Origin of the sequence: Nonomuraea maheshkhaliensis, assembly GCF_039529435.1 — a bacterium.
In the GTDB taxonomy this organism is placed as follows: Bacteria; Actinomycetota; Actinomycetes; order Streptosporangiales; family Streptosporangiaceae; genus Nonomuraea; species Nonomuraea maheshkhaliensis.
In genome coordinates this window covers 1-15991 of the sequence record NZ_BAAAMU010000084.1, presented here as the reverse complement: position 1 = coordinate 15991, position 15991 = coordinate 1, and the positions used below count along the sequence as shown (strand labels likewise).

General features: G+C 73.4%; 10 protein-coding genes. 8 read left to right on the top strand and 2 right to left on the bottom strand.

What is annotated here, in order from left to right:
* Positions 1-68: 68 nt before the first annotated feature.
* A complete protein-coding gene (locus tag ABFX54_RS39120) occupies positions 69-2312 on the bottom strand; it encodes a penicillin acylase family protein (RefSeq protein ID WP_346111851.1) in 2244 nt (747 codons plus the stop codon).
* Between the two features lie 153 nt (positions 2313-2465).
* On the opposite strand from ABFX54_RS39120, the gene rfbC reads away from it, so the two are divergent.
* The 4 genes from rfbC to ABFX54_RS39100 are packed head-to-tail and all read left to right on the top strand — an operon-like array spanning position 2466 to position 6018.
* The gene (rfbC, locus tag ABFX54_RS39115; protein ID WP_346111850.1) at positions 2466-3086 is read left to right on the top strand and encodes a dTDP-4-dehydrorhamnose 3,5-epimerase; all 621 of its coding nucleotides are present in this window, start codon (positions 2466-2468) and stop codon (positions 3084-3086) included.
* Positions 3083-4198 carry a DegT/DnrJ/EryC1/StrS family aminotransferase gene (locus tag ABFX54_RS39110; protein ID WP_346111849.1) on the top strand — a complete coding sequence of 372 codons (1116 nt, stop codon included), beginning with the start codon at positions 3083-3085 and terminating at the stop codon, positions 4196-4198. Before rfbC ends, ABFX54_RS39110 begins: the two co-directional genes overlap by 4 nt.
* A gap of 3 nt (positions 4199-4201) precedes the next feature.
* On the top strand, positions 4202-5101 hold the full coding sequence (locus ABFX54_RS39105; protein WP_346111848.1) for a proline iminopeptidase-family hydrolase: 900 nt from the start codon (positions 4202-4204) through the stop codon (positions 5099-5101).
* Positions 5098-6018, top strand: coding sequence for an ACP S-malonyltransferase (locus ABFX54_RS39100; RefSeq protein ID WP_346111847.1), 921 nt, complete (start codon positions 5098-5100; stop codon positions 6016-6018). The genes ABFX54_RS39105 and ABFX54_RS39100 overlap by 4 nt, the downstream gene beginning before the upstream one ends.
* A gap of 138 nt (positions 6019-6156) precedes the next feature.
* Here the strand turns inward: ABFX54_RS39100 and ABFX54_RS39095 are convergent, their stop codons facing one another.
* Positions 6157-6402, bottom strand: a complete 246-nt coding sequence (locus tag ABFX54_RS39095) for an acyl carrier protein (protein ID WP_346111845.1) — start codon at positions 6400-6402, stop codon at positions 6157-6159.
* A 56-nt stretch (positions 6403-6458) separates the two neighbouring features.
* Between ABFX54_RS39095 and ABFX54_RS39090 the strand changes: the two genes are divergently transcribed.
* The 4 genes from ABFX54_RS39090 to ABFX54_RS39075 all read left to right on the top strand — a co-directional run.
* A complete protein-coding gene (locus tag ABFX54_RS39090; protein WP_346111844.1) occupies positions 6459-7931 on the top strand; it encodes an AMP-binding protein in 1473 nt (490 codons plus the stop codon).
* A gap of 139 nt (positions 7932-8070) precedes the next feature.
* Positions 8071-9663: an AMP-binding protein gene (locus tag ABFX54_RS39085; protein ID WP_346111842.1), complete on the top strand. Its 1593-nt coding sequence runs from the start codon at positions 8071-8073 to the stop codon at positions 9661-9663.
* Positions 9660-10892, top strand: coding sequence for a type III PLP-dependent enzyme domain-containing protein (locus tag ABFX54_RS39080; protein WP_346111841.1), 1233 nt, complete (start codon positions 9660-9662; stop codon positions 10890-10892). The genes ABFX54_RS39085 and ABFX54_RS39080 overlap by 4 nt, the downstream gene beginning before the upstream one ends.
* Positions 10893-10972: 80 nt before the next feature.
* A partial coding sequence (locus ABFX54_RS39075; protein WP_346111840.1) for a beta-ketoacyl synthase N-terminal-like domain-containing protein occupies positions 10973-15991 on the top strand: 5019 nt, incomplete at its 3' end.

Sequence of the window (15991 nt, the reverse complement as noted above, 5' to 3'; positions counted from 1 at the left end):
GTCGCGGAGAGGTAAAGGCAAATGCACGCTAACCGCGGGGCGGCGACCGGACCAACCCCTTAGCACCCCTATCCCGACACCGGTGTCAGCGTTATCCGGCCGGCCGCGGCGGACTCCACGGCGGCCCGGCCGTAAACGAGCGGGAAATATTCGCCGCGCTGCCACGACGCGGCCAGGTCGCGATAATGCGGATCGCGCGGGTCACCGGACTGCCCGGGGGCGTTGATCGCGAGCGAATTGTCCCAGGCGCCCACGTCGAGCACCATTCTGAACGACGCCCCTGAAACGTGCCGGAAATCGGTCGGAAGATAGGTCGAGGCGTTCACCGTGTACGCCGACCCGCCACGCGGGAACGGGCCCACGTCGTCGCCGGCGGCGGAGGTGAAGGTCGTGCGCTGCAGGTCGCCCCACCGCCAGGCGGCCGGGTCGGGGCCGAGCCGGGCCGCCACGTCGTCGTAGGCGGCGGCCAGCGTGCGCACGATCAGCGCCTCGTGGCCGCCGCGCGCCAGCTCCTCCAGGATCGTGCGCAGGTCGAAGAAGGGCACCTCGGGCGGCAGCCCCGACTCCGCGACGAACCCGGGGCCGAGATGGCGGGTCAGCCACGTCTCGAACAGGGCGGCGGGCCCGGAGTCCACCGCGCACACCCCGTCGAACCCCTTGAGCACCGCCAGCGCCCGCACCGCCGACGGGTCCTGCGTCGTCAGGTCACGCAGCAGCGGCACCAGCGACCTGGCCGGCAGGGACACCACGTCGTTCTGCAGCCGGGCCGAGCTCCGCACGTCGGCGCGCTGGTCGGCGGAGAGCACCTCGTCGATCCGCTGGCGCCGGAACGGCTGATCCCACTCGTACCCGACGACCGGCGCGCCGGGCGGCAGGTTGTACTCGTTCGCCGAGGCCACGAACCCGGCCGGCGGATCGAGCAGGCGGGGCAGCTCGCGGCCGTCGCGGAAGCCGGCCCACTCGTAGCGGCCGTCGCCGGGCACGGGCAGCAGCCCGTCGTAGCCGGTCCGCTTCGGGGCCAGGCCGCCGGGCACCCAGCCGACGTGACCGCGGGAGTCGGCGTAGATCTGGTTCTCCGGCGGGCCGCCCCAGGTGCGCATGGCCTCGGTGAAGCCGCCGAAGTCGCGGGCGCGCAGGTAACGCATCGAGCCGAAGTAGGGCGCGGTGCCGGGCTCCAGCCACGTGGTGCGCAGCGCGTACGCCAGGCCGCGCTCAGGGTCGGTCGCGATCACCGGGCCGTGCCGGGTGAACGTCAGCTTCGCCGGCCGCCCGGCGATCTGCTCGGTGACCTCGCGGAACGGCTCCCACCCGCCCTTGTACGCGTACGAATCGCCCTTGGTCCGGTAGACGTACAGATCCTCCTGGTCCATCGCGAAGACGGTCAGGCCGAACGCGATCGTGCCGTTGTGCCCGATCGAGACGCCGGGCAGGGCCGGCTCGCCCGCGCCGATGACGTCGAGCCCCGGCGCCGACAGGTGGGTGAGATAACGCAGCGCCGGCGCGGTCAGCGACCGGTGCGGGTCGGAGGCCAGCACCGGCCGGCCCGTCGCGGTGCGGCCGGGCGAGACCGCCCACGCGTTGCTGCCCTCCGACACCGCCCGCGGCTCGGTGACCAGCGTGTTCCCCGTGACCCTGACGCCCTGGGTACCGAGCTGGTAGACGCGCAGCACGTCGGCGGGGATCGCGCACGGGTCGAGCCCGCGCGGCACCCGCGTCTCGTGCGCGGGCTGGAGCCGCCACAACTTGCGGTCGGCCTCGATGCCCGCCTTGCACACGACGGCGGCGCGCAGCACCTCGGTGGACAGGTTCATCGCCAGGCCGTGGCTGCGGACGCGCACCACGTCCTCGGGCCGCCATCGGGACGGGCGGTAGCCGAGCCGGGTGAACTCGGGCGGCATCGCCTCCGGGTGCTCCTCCAGGTGCGCGACATAGGCGTTGATCCCCGCGGTGAAGGCGGTCGCGGCCTGCCGGGCGCCGGGACCGTAGGCCGCCCACTCGCGGTCCATGTCGCCCCGGTAGAGGAACAGCCGGGCGGCGCGGTCGCGCTCGGCGTGCTCGGGCCCGAACACCTCCGACAGCAGCCCGAGCCCGCGCCGCCGCCACAGGTCGAGCTGGAACAGCCGGTCCCGCGCGGCGTTGAAACCCTGCGCCAGGAAAAGGTCCTGATCATTTTCCGCGTAAATGTGCGGAACTCCCCAGCGGTCCACGATTATCTCCGCGGGCGCGCGTAATCCAGGCACCTGGAATCGTTTCTCCGGAATGACGTGCAGCGGTACGGCCAGCATAATGACGGCCAGCAGAATCCTTCCCATGACACGCATCAAACGGGCGCCGGGGAAGCCGGTCAACGGCATTACCCCCGTTTAGGGGAGTGGCCGCACGATAAGGGTTGGTAGGGGGTTGTTCGGCGGCTCGCGGGCGGCCGACCATGAAACGTCAGCCAGGCCCTTCGAAAGGTCACACCAATGCAGTTGCACCGACTGGACGTGGACGGCGCCTTCCTGGCGGATCCGGTGATCTACCCCGACGACCGAGGCCACTTCCTGGAGCTGTTCAGCCAGCCCGCCTTCCAACGGGACGTCGGCCACGAGCTGAACGTGGCCCAGGTCAACTGCTCGCTGTCGCGGCGGGGCACGATCCGGGGCCTGCACGCGGTGGCGCTGCCCAGCCAGGCCCGCTACGTCACCTGCCCGCAGGGCGGCATCATCGACATCGTCGTGGACATCCGGCTGGGCTCGCCCACGTACGGGGAGTACGTCGCCGCCGAGCTGACCGAGACCAACCGGCGGGCACTCTATCTGGCCGAGGGCCTCGCCCACGGCTTCGCCCCGCTCACCGACGAGGCGACCGTCGTCTACCTGTGCTCCAGCACCTGGGCGCCGGGCCGCGAAGTGCAGATCAACGCGCTCGACCCCGAGCTGAACCTGCCCTGGCCCGTCACCCCCGAGCCGCTGATGTCGGAGAAGGACCGCGCCGCCCCCACACTGCGGGAGGCCGCCGAGCGCGGCCTGCTGCCCGACTACCGCGACTGCCAGGAGCTGTACGCCCGCCTCGACGGCCTGGCCGTGGGCGGTGACCGGCGATGATCCCGCTGTTCAAGGTCGCCATGTCGGCCGAGGCCCCGGCGGCCGCCGCCGAGGTGCTCGGCAGCGGCATGGTCGGCCAGGGCCCCAAGGTAGAGGCGTTCGAACGGGCACTGGCCGCCCGCGTCGGCAACCCGCGCGTCGTCACCGTCAACAGCGGCACCTCCGGCCTGACCCTGGCCCTGCGCCTGGTCACCGGCCACCGGCCGGCGAGCGGCGGCGAGGTGCTGTCCACGCCGCTCACCATGGAGGCCACCAACTGGGCGATCCTGGCCAACGGCCTGCGCATCAAGTGGGTGGACGTCGACCCGGCCACGCTCAATATGGACCTCGACGACCTGGCCAGGAAGATCACCCCCAGCACGCGCGCCATCGTGGTCGTGCACTTCGCCGGCTACCCCGTGGACCTGGCCAGGCTGGAGGCCGTGCTCGACCGGGCCGAGGCGCTGCACGGGTTCCGGCCGCCGGTCGTCGAGGACTGCGCCCACGCCTGGGGCGCCACCTACGACGGCACGCCGATCGGCGCGCACGGCAACGTCTCCGTCTTCAGCTTCCAGGCCATCAAGCACCTGACCTGCGGCGACGGCGGCGCGATGGCCCTGCCGACGCCGGAGCTGCACCAGCGGGCCCGGCTGCTGCGCTGGTTCGGCATCGAACGCTCCGCCGACCGGCTGAGCAACCCGCCCGACGTCGCCGAGTGGGGCTACAAGTTCCACATGAACGACATCAACGCCGCCGTCGGCCTGGCCAACCTGGACACGGCCGAGCGGGCGCTGGCCAGGCAGCGGGAGAACGCCGCCTTCTACGACGCCGAGCTGGCGGGCGTGGCCGGGGTCGAGCTCACCGAGCGGGCGGCCGATCGCACGCACTCGTTCTGGATCTACCCGATGAAGGTCGAGGACCGGGCCGGGTTCGTCAAGCGCATGAACGAGGCCGGGATCATGGCGAGCAACGTGCACGAACGCAACGACAAGCACTCCGTGGTGCGCGGATTCGCCGCCGACCTGCCCGGCCTCGACGCCGTCGCCCCGCGCGTCGTGTGCGTGCCGGTGGGGTGGTGGGTGAGCGACGAGCAGCGCCGGCACATCGCCGACACGATCAAGCGGGGCTGGTGAACGATGTCCCGCACCGCCACCGTGAAGGGTCACCTGCCGTTCGGGCCGTACCGGACCTGGTACCGCCGCACCGGCGAGCTGCCCGGCGCCGGGCCCGCCGTCGTCGCGCTGCACGGCGGCCCCGGCAGCACCCACGACTACCTCGTCGGCCTGGCCGCCCTGGCCGATCACGGCTACCCCGTCATCCACTACGACCAGCTCGGCAACGGCGGCTCCACCCACCTGCCCGACGCGCCTCCCGGCTTCTGGACGCCGCGCCTGTTCCTGGACGAGCTGGACAACCTGCTCGACCGGCTCGGGCTGCGTGACGGCTACGTGCTGGTCGGGCAGTCGTGGGGCGGGATGCTGGGCGCCGCCCACGCCGCCGCCCGGCCGCCGGGGCTGCGCGGGCTGGTGATCGCGAACGCCCCCGCGTCGTACCCGCTGTGGCTCAAGGAGATGGCGGTGTTGCGCGGCCGGCTGCCACCCGGTGTGGACGACGTGCTGCGGGCTCATGAGGAGGCTGGTACGACCGACTCGCGGGAGTACTTCGAGGCGATGATGGTCTTCTACAACCGCCACGTCTGCCGGCTGTCCCCTTGGCCTCAGGAGTTTCAGGCCACCTTCATGGAGATCTACAACGATCCGACCGTCTACTACGCGATGAACGGGCCCAGTGAGTTCCACGTGATCGGGTCCTTGCGCGACTGGGGCGTGGAGGACCGGGTCGCCGACATCGAGGTGCCCACCCTGCTCATCTCGGGGCGGCACGACGAGGCCACCCCGGAGACCGTGCGGCCGTACTTCGAGCTCATCCCCGACGTGCGGTGGGAGATCTTCGAGAACTCCAGCCACACCCCCCACCTGGAGGAGCCGGAGCGGTTCACGCAGGTCCTGCTCGACCACCTGAAGGAGTGCGGATGAGCGGCGGCACCGCTTTCGTCTTCCCCGGCATGGGGCCCACGGACGCGGGGGAGGCGGCCGCCTTCCTCGAACGCGACCCCGTGGCCCGCGAGCTGTTCGGCCGCGCCTCCGACACCGTCGGCTACCCCGTGGCCGAACGGTACGCCGAGGCGGACGACGACTACAGCGAGGCCGCGCAGGTGGCGTTCCTGGTGAACTGCCTGGCGCTGGCCTCCTGGGCCGAGCGCGAGCTCGGCCTCACCCCCGAGCTGTGCGTGGGGCCCAGCTTCGGCGGGAAGGCCGCCGCCGCGTACGCGCAGGCGCTCGGCTTCGAGCCGGCCGTGCGCATGACGGCCGAGATCGCCCGCCACACGCGGGACTACTTCGCCACGGCCCACCCCGGCGTCGTCACCCACTCCTTCGTCCGCGTGCCCGGCCCCGCGCAGGCGGAGATCATGCACGACCTGGAGCGGCGCGGGATCTGGCACGAGCTGTCGTGCCGCGTGGACCACGACTTCGTCATGCTGTCGCTACCCGGCGCCGAGCTGGACTGGCTGGACGGGCGGATCAGGAAGGCCGGCGGCCTGTCGCTCTACACGATGCGCCCGCCCATGCACGCCGCCGCGTTCGCGCCGCTGCGCCGCACGGTCGAGCGGGAGGTGCTGGCGGGGCTGGAGTTCGCCGACCCCAAGCTGCCGGTGCTGGACGACGCCGGCGGCGCGGCGCTCACGACGGGGGAGCAGGTGCGCACGCTGCTGCTCGACGCCTTCGTCCGGGCGCCGTCCTGGCCGTCCGTGGTCGAGTCGATGCTGCGGCGCGGGATGACCCGGCTCTGCGTGACGGGCCAGGACAGCCTGTTCGGCCGGGTGCCGGTCACGACGCGGAACTTCACCGTGGTCGCCGTGAACCCGAGGTCGGCCCTGAAGGGCAGGCGCTGAAGGGCAGGCGCTGAAGGGCAGGCGCTGAAGGACAAGCGCTGAAGGGCCGGTTCTGAGGGGGCCGGTTCTGGGAGACGCGGTGCTGAAGGGACGGCGGCTCAAGGGACGGCGGCGGAGCCGTGGCGGCCCCGCCCGCGCTCAGCTCGCCAGGGACAGCGCCCGCCACAGCGTGGCGGGCGTCCCGAACGTCTCCCGCGTCAGCGCCTCGGCGGCCAGGCGCACGCCGTACGCCTGCTCCAGGGACGTCAGCAGCTCGACAATGGCCATCGAGTCGAGCCCGGCGTCGGTCAGATCGGTGTCGGCGCGCAGTTCTTCGCCGGGCCCGAGAAAAGGAAGCGCGCCGCGGACGAGCGTCTCGAACTTGTCGTCCCAGGGGGAAGTCATGATTTCCTCGCTTTCGGTAGGACTCACGTAATCGACGGTATAGGTGGAGCCCGGAGATGTCCATCACGAAAATCAATCAGCCTCTTTATTCGATATTCAGGAAGGGGCTCGCCAGGAATCCCGGCGGGCGCGCGTTCACGATCGGCGGCGACAGCGCCACGTACGCCGAGACGGACGCGGCGGCCCTGCGGCTGGCGGGCGGCCTGGCCGGGCGCGGGCACACCGCCGTGGGCGTGCTGGCCCCGCGCGGCCGGACCGCGTACGTGGGCATCCTGGCCGGGCTGTACGCGGGGCTGACCGTCGTGCCGCTCAACCCCGGCTTCCCCCGGGCGCGCACGCTGGCGATGGCGCGCGCGGCCGGCGTGTCCGTGCTGGTCGCCGACGGGCCCGCGGACGAGCTGGGCCTGCCCGCCGCCGGCGGAGGCCCGCCGCTGGCCGAGCGGCTGCCCGTACGGGCGGGGGACGTGCTGTACGTGCTGTTCACCTCGGGCTCAACCGGCACGCCCAAGGGGGTGCCGATCACCCACGGCAACCTGAGCTCCTACTTCTCGTGGGCGGAGCGGCGCTTCGGCTTCGCCCAGGACGACGTCTTCTCGCAGACGTTCGACCTGACCTTCGACTGCGCCATGTTCGACCTGTTCTGCGCCTGGGGCGCGGGCGCGCACGTGCGCGACGTGCCCCCGCACGCCTACCGCGACCTGCCCGGCTACCTCGCCGCGCACGGCGTCACCGTCTGGTTCTCCACGCCCGGAGCGATCGGCGCCGTCCGCAGGGCCGGCGGCCTGATCCCCGGCTCGATGCCGGGCCTGCGCTGGAGCCTGTTCGCCGGGGAGGCGCTGAAGTGCGCCGACGCCGCCGCCTGGCAGGCCGCCGCGCCCGCCGCCACGCTGGAGAACCTCTACGGCCCGACCGAGCTGACCATCACGATCAGCGCGCACCGCTGGACCCCCGGCTCGCCCGCGCTCGGTGTGAACGGCCTGGCCCCCATCGGCGCCGTCAACGACGGCCACGACCACCTGCTCCTCGACGAGCACGGCCGGCCCGCCGGCGCCGAGGGCGAGCTGTGGATCACCGGCCCCCAGCTCACCCCCGGCTACCTCGACCCGGCCCACGGCCACGGCCGCTTCGTCGAACGCGACGGCCGCCTCTGGTACAACACCGGGGACAGGGCCCGCAGGACGGCGAGCGGTGAGCTGGTCTACCTCGGCCGGGCCGACGCCCAGGTGCAGGTGCGCGGCTGGCGCGTGGAGACGGCCGAGATCGACCACGCCGTACGCGGCCTGCGCGGCGTCGAGGACGCGGTCACCGTCGGCGTCGACAACGGCGACACCGCCGAACTCGTCGTCTTCTACACCGGTCTTCAACAGGCCCCGGCCGAAATGGCACGTGGATTGCGCGAGACGCTTCCTGACGGGATCGTGCCACGGCATTATCGGCATTTTGCCGCATTGCCGATGAACGGCAACAGGAAAACGGACCGGGCTTATCTGCGGAATCTGGCCGGAGCGGTGCTAAGGGGCGAGGCATAAGGCTTAGGGGGCCGTTAGGGGTGTGGCTTCGGAAGCGCCGGGACTACTTTCTCCAGGGGATAAGGAAAGCCACGCGCGAGGTCCGCAGGCCGGACGTGGGGCCCGGACATGGAAGCCAGACATGGATGGAGGAACGACCATGGCCACGACGCCGTCCCTCCGCTCGGGCCTCGTCCACGACCTGCTGGACGAGGCCGCGGCCCGCCACCCGCTGGGCCGGGCGGTGCGTGACGCCCGGGGCGCGCTGACGTACCAGCAGGTGACGCGGCTCAGCGACGCCGTCGCCGGATGGCTGGCCGCCGGCGGGGTGCGGCCGGGTGACCGGGTCCTCGTCAGGACCCGCAACCGGCGCGAGATCGTCCCTCTCCTGTACGGCATCTGGCGCGCCGGCGCGGCCGCGGTGCCGATCAACCCCGGCATGAAGCCGTTCCACCTGCGCTCGGTCCTGGCGGACGCCGAACCCGCGCTGCTGATCACCGACGACGGCGGCGGCCCGGCCGCCCCGGGCACCGCCCGCGCGGCCACCCCCGACGGGACCGCCCGCTCGGGCCCGGCACCCGACGGGAGCGGGGACCCGCTCGACGGGAGCGCCGTCCCCGTCGTGTCGCTCGACGAGCTCTGGCCGGACATCGAGGTCCTGGCCGGACTGGCCGCCAGGCCCGACCCGGTGAAAGTCGGGCCCGACGACGTGGCGCTGCTCATCTACACCTCCGGCAGCACCGCCGCCCCGAAAGGCGTGGTGTGCCCGCACGCGCGGGTGTCGTTCGCGGCCTCCGCGATCAACGCGGTGCTCGGCTACCGCGCCGACGACGTCGTCTACTGCCGGCTGCCGCTCTCCTTCGACTACGGTCTCTACCAGATCATGCTGGCCGCGCTCGGCGGCGCGGAGCTGGTGCTCGCCGACGACGAACCCGACCTCGGCCTGCTCAGAGCCATCGAGGAGTGCGGCGCCACCGTGGTGCCCATCGTGCCCTCGCTCGGCAGCATGATCGCCTCCCTGGCCGGACGCGGCGGGCACGACCCCGGCCGCGTGCGCATGTTCACCAACACCGGCGCCGCCCTGCCCGAGACCACCATCCAGGCCCTGCGCGCCGGCTTTCCCGGCGCCGCGGTGGTGCGCATGTACGGCATCACCGAGTGCAAGCGCGTCACCATCATGGACCCGGAGCTCGGCGACGAGCGCCCGGGCTCGTCAGGCAGACCGCTGCCCGGCACCACCGTCGTCGTCCTCGGCGCCGACGGCCGCCCCGTGCCCCCCGGCGTCAGCGGCGAGATCGTCGTCGCCGGACCGAACGTCATGGCCGGCTACTGGCGCGCCCCCGAGCTCACCGCCGCCGTCTACCGCCCCGACCCCGAGACGGGCGAGACCCGCCTGCACACCGGCGACCACGGCCACCTCGACGAGGACGGCTTCCTCTACTTCGAAGGCCGCCGCGACGACATGTTCAAGCGCCGCGGCGCCCGCATGAGCACCGTCGAGATCGAGGCCGCCGCCATGGACGTGCCCGGCGTGCGCGCCGCCGCCGCTCTGACGCCCGGCGACGGCCACGACCTGGTGATCTTCGTCGAGAGCGACCTGCGGCCGCAGGACGTGCTGCGGGGCCTGCGCGAACGCCTCGAACCCGCCAAGACCCCCGCCGCCTGTCACGTCCTGCCCGCCTTCCCGCTGACGCTCAACGGCAAGAACGAGCGCCGGCGCCTGGCCCAGCTGCTGAAGGAAACCCTCGGATGAGCCGTTCGATCAGCCGCGACGACCTCGCGGCCCGCTTCGGAAGCCCTCTCTACGTCTACGACCTGGACCGGGTCGCCGCCGCCCATGACGACCTCATGGCCGCGCTGCCCGACGGGGTCACCCGCTACTTCTCGCTCAAGGCCAACCCCCACCCCGAGATCGGCCGCACCCTGCGCGAGCGCGGCGCGCGCGCCGAGATCAGCTCGGCCGGGGAGCTCGACGCGGCGTTCGCGGCCGGGTTCGACGCCGCGGAGATCCTCTACACGGGTCCCGGCAAGACGCATGACGAGCTCGCCGTCGCCCTCGACGCCGGGGTGCGCACGTTCTCCGTCGAGTCGCCGTCGGACCTGCGCCACGTCGGCGCCGCCGCCACCGTGCGCGGTGTCGTCGCCGACTGCCTGCTGCGCATCAACAGCGTCGAGTCAGGCGGCACCACCAGCATCAGGATGACCGGCGCGCCGTCCCAGTTCGGCATCGACAGCGAGACGCTGCCCGCGCTCATGCCCGAGCTGAGCACCGTGCCCGGCACCCGGCTGGCCGGGGTGCACCTGTTCTCGCTCAGCAACGCCAAGGACGAGGACAGCCTCATCGCCGAGTTCCGCCACACCGCCGCCACCGCCGCCCGGCTGCGGAAGGAGACCGGCATGCCCATCGGCCTGCTGGACCTGGGCGGCGGCTTCGCGGCGCCGTACCTCGCCCACGGGGAGCGCACCGTCTACTCCGGGCTGCGGGCCGCGCTGGAGGAGGTGCTCGACGAGCACTTCCCCGGCTGGCGCGACGGGGAGCCACGGGTGGCCGTCGAGTCCGGCCGCTACCTGGTCGGCGACTGCGGCGAGCTCGTCTGCACCGTGGTGAACGTCAAGGAGAGCCGCGGCCGGCGGTTCGTCATCCTCGACGCCGGCATCAACGTGCTCGGCGGCATGTCCGGGCTCGGCCGCCTGCTGCCCATCACCGTCGAGGTCGACACCGATCCGGGCGAACCTGGCGAGCCGATGGAGCCCGCCACGCTCGCCGGCCCCCTCTGCACCCCCGGCGACATCCTCGGCAGGAACGTGGACGTCCCCCGCCTGCGCCCCGGCGACGTCGTGACGATCCCGAACGCCGGCGCCTACGGGATGACCGCCAGCCTCGTCATGTTCCTCGGCCGGCCCGCCCCCGCCGAGGTCGTCGTCCACGGCGGCGAGGTCGTGTCGATCTCCCGCGTCGAGTTCCACCGCAAGTACGAGTAGGCCCCACCGGACCACCCCGCAGGACCACCCGCCAGACCCCACGCGCACGTACGCATGAGCGAGCGACGGAGTACGGAAAAGTGAGCGAGCAGCGTAGCTTCCTGGTCAAGCTGGTACGAGACATCACCGCCGGCATCCTGCGGACCACGCACCCCGACCCGCCGGACACGGTGGACCCCGCCCGCGGCTTCCGCGAGCTCGGCCTGGACTCGCTCGGCGCGGTGGAGCTGCACGACCGGCTCGCCGAGGCCGTCGGCGCCGACCTGCCCATGACGCTCGCGTTCGACCACCCCACGCCGCAGGCCGTGGCCGACTTCCTGCACGCCCACCTGTACGGCGACACCGCCGGCCGCGACGAGGTCAGGGCCGCCACCGCCTCCGCCACCGCCTCCGACGATCCACTGGCGATCATCGGCATCGGCTGCCGCTACCCCGGCGGCGTCACCACGCCCGACGAGCTGTGGCGGTTCGTGGCCGAGGGCCGCGAGAGCGTCACCGGCTTCCCCACCAACCGCGGCTGGGACCTGGAACGGCTGTTCGACGACAACCCCGAGACACCCAACACCTCCTACCTGCGCCAGGCGCACTTCCTGCACGACGCCGACGCGTTCGACCCCGCCTTCTTCGGCATCAACCCGCGCGAGGCCCTGGCCATGGACCCGCAGCAGCGGATCGTCCTGGAGACCGCCTGGGAGGCGCTCGAACACGCCGGCATCGACCCCGCCACCCTCCGGGGCAGCGGCACCGGCGTCTTCATCGGCGCCGAACCCCAGGACTACGGACCTCGCCTGGACAAGGCGCCCGCCGACGTCGAGGGCTACCTCGTCACCGGCAACGCCACCAGTGTCGTCTCCGGCCGCGTCGCCTACACCTTCGGCTTCGAGGGCCCCACCTTCACCGTCGACACCGCCTGCTCGGCCTCCCTCGTCGCCCTCCACCTGGCCTGCCGGTCGCTGCGTGCGGGTGAGACCGACCTCGCCCTGGCCGGCGGCGTCACCGTCATGTCCACCCCCGGCACGTTCACCGCGTTCAGCCGCCAGCGGGTGATGTCGCGCGACGGCCGGTGCAAGGCGTTCGCCGCCTCCGCCGACGGGGCCGCCTTCTCCGAGGGCGCCGGCATCCTCGCCGTCGAACGCCTCTCCGACGCGCTGCGCCACGGCCACCCCGTGCTCGCCGTGATCCGCGGCTCGGCCATCAATCAGGACGGCGCCAGCAGCGGCCTCACCGCGCCCAACGGGCCGTCGCAGGAACGGGTGATCCGCCAGGCCCTGGCCAACGCCGGCATCACGCCCGACCAGGTGGACGCGGTCGAGGCACACGGCACGGGCACCAAACTGGGCGACCCGATCGAGGCGCACGCCCTGCTCGCCACGTACGGCCGCGACCGCAACGGCCGCGGCCCGCTCCGCCTCGGCTCCGTCAAGTCCAACCTCGGCCACACCCAGGCCGCCGCCGGCGTCGCCGGGGTGATCAAGATGGTGATGGCCATGCGGCACTCGATGCTGCCGCGCACCCTGCACGTGGACGAGCCCTCGCCGTACGTGGACTGGTCGTCGGGCGGGGTGGAGCTGCTGCTGAACGACACGCCGTGGCCCGCGAACGGGCTGCCCAGGCGGGCCGGGGTGTCGTCCTTCGGCGTCTCGGGCACGAACGCCCACGTCGTCATCGAGGAACCCCCCGCGACCGGGCCGGGGCTCGCGTCCCCACCGGGCTCGGTGCCGGGGGACGGGCTCGAGGCGGCCACCGTTCACGAAGCGGCCGGCGGGCGCGACGCGTCGGTGCTCCACGGCGACGGCACGCCTGACGTGCTGCCGTTCGCCGTGTCGGGCAGAAGCGAGGCAGCACTGCGCGCACAGGCGGCGGCCCTGGCGGATCATCTTTCCGAACGTCTCGCCGGGCAACCCGCCGTAGCCCTGCCTGATGTGGCCCGATCGCTGCTCACCACCCGCACCCCATGGGAGCACCGCGCCGTCGTCATCGCAGGCGGAGGCGATCCGGACGCCCTGACGTCCGCGCTCACGGCGCTGGCCGACGGCGAACCCGCGCCCAACCTCGTCCTCGGCACCACCCATGGCAGCGCCGAAGCCCGCGCACAGGCCGTGTTCATCTTCCCCGGCCAGGGCTCCCAGTGGCCCGGCATGGCCGCCGAACTCCTGCGGACCAGCCCCGTCTTCGCCGCAAGCATGGCCGAAGTGGCCGCCGAGATCGACCGGCACGTGGACTGGCACGTACTCGAAGCCCTGCACGACCCCGCCGCGCTGGACCGGCTGGAGGTCGTGCAGCCGGTGCTGTTCGCGGTGATGGTGTCGCTGGCCGCCCTGTGGGAGTCGATGGGCGTGCGCCCGTCCGCCGTCGTGGGCCACTCCCAGGGCGAGGTGGCCGCCGCGTACGTGGCCGGCGGCCTGTCGCTGGAGGACGCCGTACGCGTGATCGTGCTGCGCAGCCGGCTGTTCGCCGAGACGCTGGTCGGCAAGGGCGCCATCGCCGCCATCGCGCTGCCCGCGTCCGACCTGGAGCGGCGCCTGACCCAGTGGGACGGCCGTCTGTCGGTGGGCGCGCGGAACGGCCCCTCCCACTCCACCGTCGTCGGCGACGAGGCGGCGCTGGCGGAGCTGGTGGCGCAGTGCGAGGCGGAGGGGATCAGGGCCCGGCACCTGGCCAGCACCGTCGCCTCCCACAGCGAGCAGGTGGACCCGCTGCACGACCGCCTGCTCGACCTGCTGGCGCCGATCCGCCCGCGCACCGGCCACGTGCCCTTCTACTCGACGGTCACCGGCGACGCGCTGGACACGGCCGAGCTCACCCCCGAGTACTGGTTCGGCAACGCCCGCCGTCCCGTCGCCTTCCACGACGTCGTCACCGCGCTGCTGCGGGACGGGCGCGGGGCGTTCATCGAGTGCAGCGCGCACCCGGTGCTCGTCATGAGCGTCCGCGACACCATCGAGGCCGCGGGCGCGGACGCCTACGCCACCGGCACGCTGCGCCGCGACGAGGGCGGGCCCGCGCGCTTCCTCACCTCGGCGGCCGAGGCGTACGCGAACGGCGTCCCCGCCGACCTGACCACCGCCGTCGGAGGCGTCGCTTCGCCGACCAGGGTGGAGCTGCCCACGTACGCGTTCCAGCGGCGCCGCTTCTGGCTCGACGCCTCGGCGGGAGGCGAGGACGTCACCGCCGCCGGGCTGTCGGCGGCGGGACACCCGCTGCTGGGCGCGGCCGTGGTGCTCGCCGAGTCCGGCGGGATCGTGCTGACCGGCCGCCTGGCCCTGCACACGCAGGCGTGGCTGGCCGACCACGCCGCCTCGGGCACGGTGCTGCTGCCCGGCACCGCGTTCGTGGAGCTGGCCATCGCGGCCGGCGACCACGTCGGCTGCGGTCACCTGGCCGAGCTGACCCTGGAGGCCCCGCTGCCGCTGCCTGAGCGCGGCGCCGTGCAGGTGCAGATCGCCGTCGGCCCCGAGACGGACGGCGCCCGTACGATCACCGTGCACTCCAGAATCGGCGAAGGCCCCTGGACCCGCCACGCCAGCGGCCTCCTCACACCGCACGGCGCCCCCGCAGATGCCGACTCCGTGAGTATCAACTCCTCTGGCATCGGTCTCACGGCGTGGCCGCCTCCCGGTGCCGTCCCCGTGCCGGTGGACGGCCTGTACGAGCGGCTCGCCGCGGCCGGCTACGGGTACGGCCCGACGTTCCAGGGGGTGAAGGCCGCCTGGCTGCGCGACGGCGAGGTCTTCGCCGAGGTGGCGCTCCCCGAAGGCGCCGGCGCCGACCGCTACGGCCTGCACCCCGCGCTGCTGGACGCCGCCCTGCACGCCGACGCCCTGCTCGGCCAGGACGAGCAGGGCGTCACCCTGCCGTTCGCCTGGACCGACGTCACCCTGCACGCCACCGGCGCGGCGGCGGCCCGCGTCCGCCTCCGCCGCACCGGCCGCGACACCATCCAGTTGGTCGCCGCCGACCCGGCCGGGGCGCCGCTGATCGCGGTCGAATCCCTCGTCTCGCGGCCGACCTCGGCGAGCGCGCTCGCACTTGCCCGCCACGACTCCCTGTACCGGGTCGAGTGGAGCGCCCTGCCGGACCTCCCCGCCCCAGCCGGCCGCCCCGCCGCCGCCCTGGGCACGGGTGCCGACACCCTCGTGCGGTACGGCCTGGCCGCGCACGCCTACACGGGCCTGACCGACCTGATCGCCGCCGACCAACTCCCCGGCACGGTCTTCGTCACCTTGCGCGACCCCGCAACCGACAACCACCCGTCCACGGCCGCCCTCCCGCCTGAACCCCCTGCCGGGCACTCCGTCGAGGGTGCCGCCGAATCCCCGGCGCCCTCCACGGTGGCGTACCCGGGTGGGAACGTCGCGCGGCTCGGTGGTGAGGTCGCCGAGGAGGCGCTGGCGCTCGTACAAGCATGGCTGGCCGAGGAGCGGCTGGCCGACACGCGGCTCGTCATCGTCACGCGAGGCGCCGTGCCCGCCGGGACGGACGGTGACGTTCCCGACCTGGCCGCCGCGCCCGTGTGGGGCCTGATCAGGTCGGCCCAGTCCGAGCACCCCGGCCGGTTCGCGCTGCTCGACCTCGACCCCGACGGCAGCGGCGTGCCCGCCCAGGCGGTGCTGGCCGCGCTGGCCGGCGGTGAACCGCAGCTCGCCGTACGCCCCGCGCCCGACCCCACGGCCGCCACGGGCACGCTGCGCGCGCCCAGGCTGGCCCGCGCCGCCACCACGCCCACCCTCATCCCGCCCACCGGCGACTGGCGCCTGGACGCCCCCGCCAAGGGCAGCCTCTCCGCCCTGTCCCTGGTTCCCGTCCAATCTCGCCCCCTGGAGGAGGGCGAGGTCCGGGTCGCCGTACGGGCCGCGGGACTGAACTTCCGCGACCTCGTCGTGGCCCTGGGCATGGTCCCGGAACGCGGCACGCCGATGGGCGGCGAGGGCGCAGGCGTGGTGAGCGAGGTGGGTCCCGGCGTGGCGGGCCTGGCCGTGGGCGATCGGGTGCTGGGCCTGATGGACGGCGCGTTCGGCCCCTCCGGCGTCACCGACCAGCGCCTGCTCGCGCCCATCCCCGAGGGGTGGTCGTTCGCGGAGGCGGCGGCGGTGCCGGTG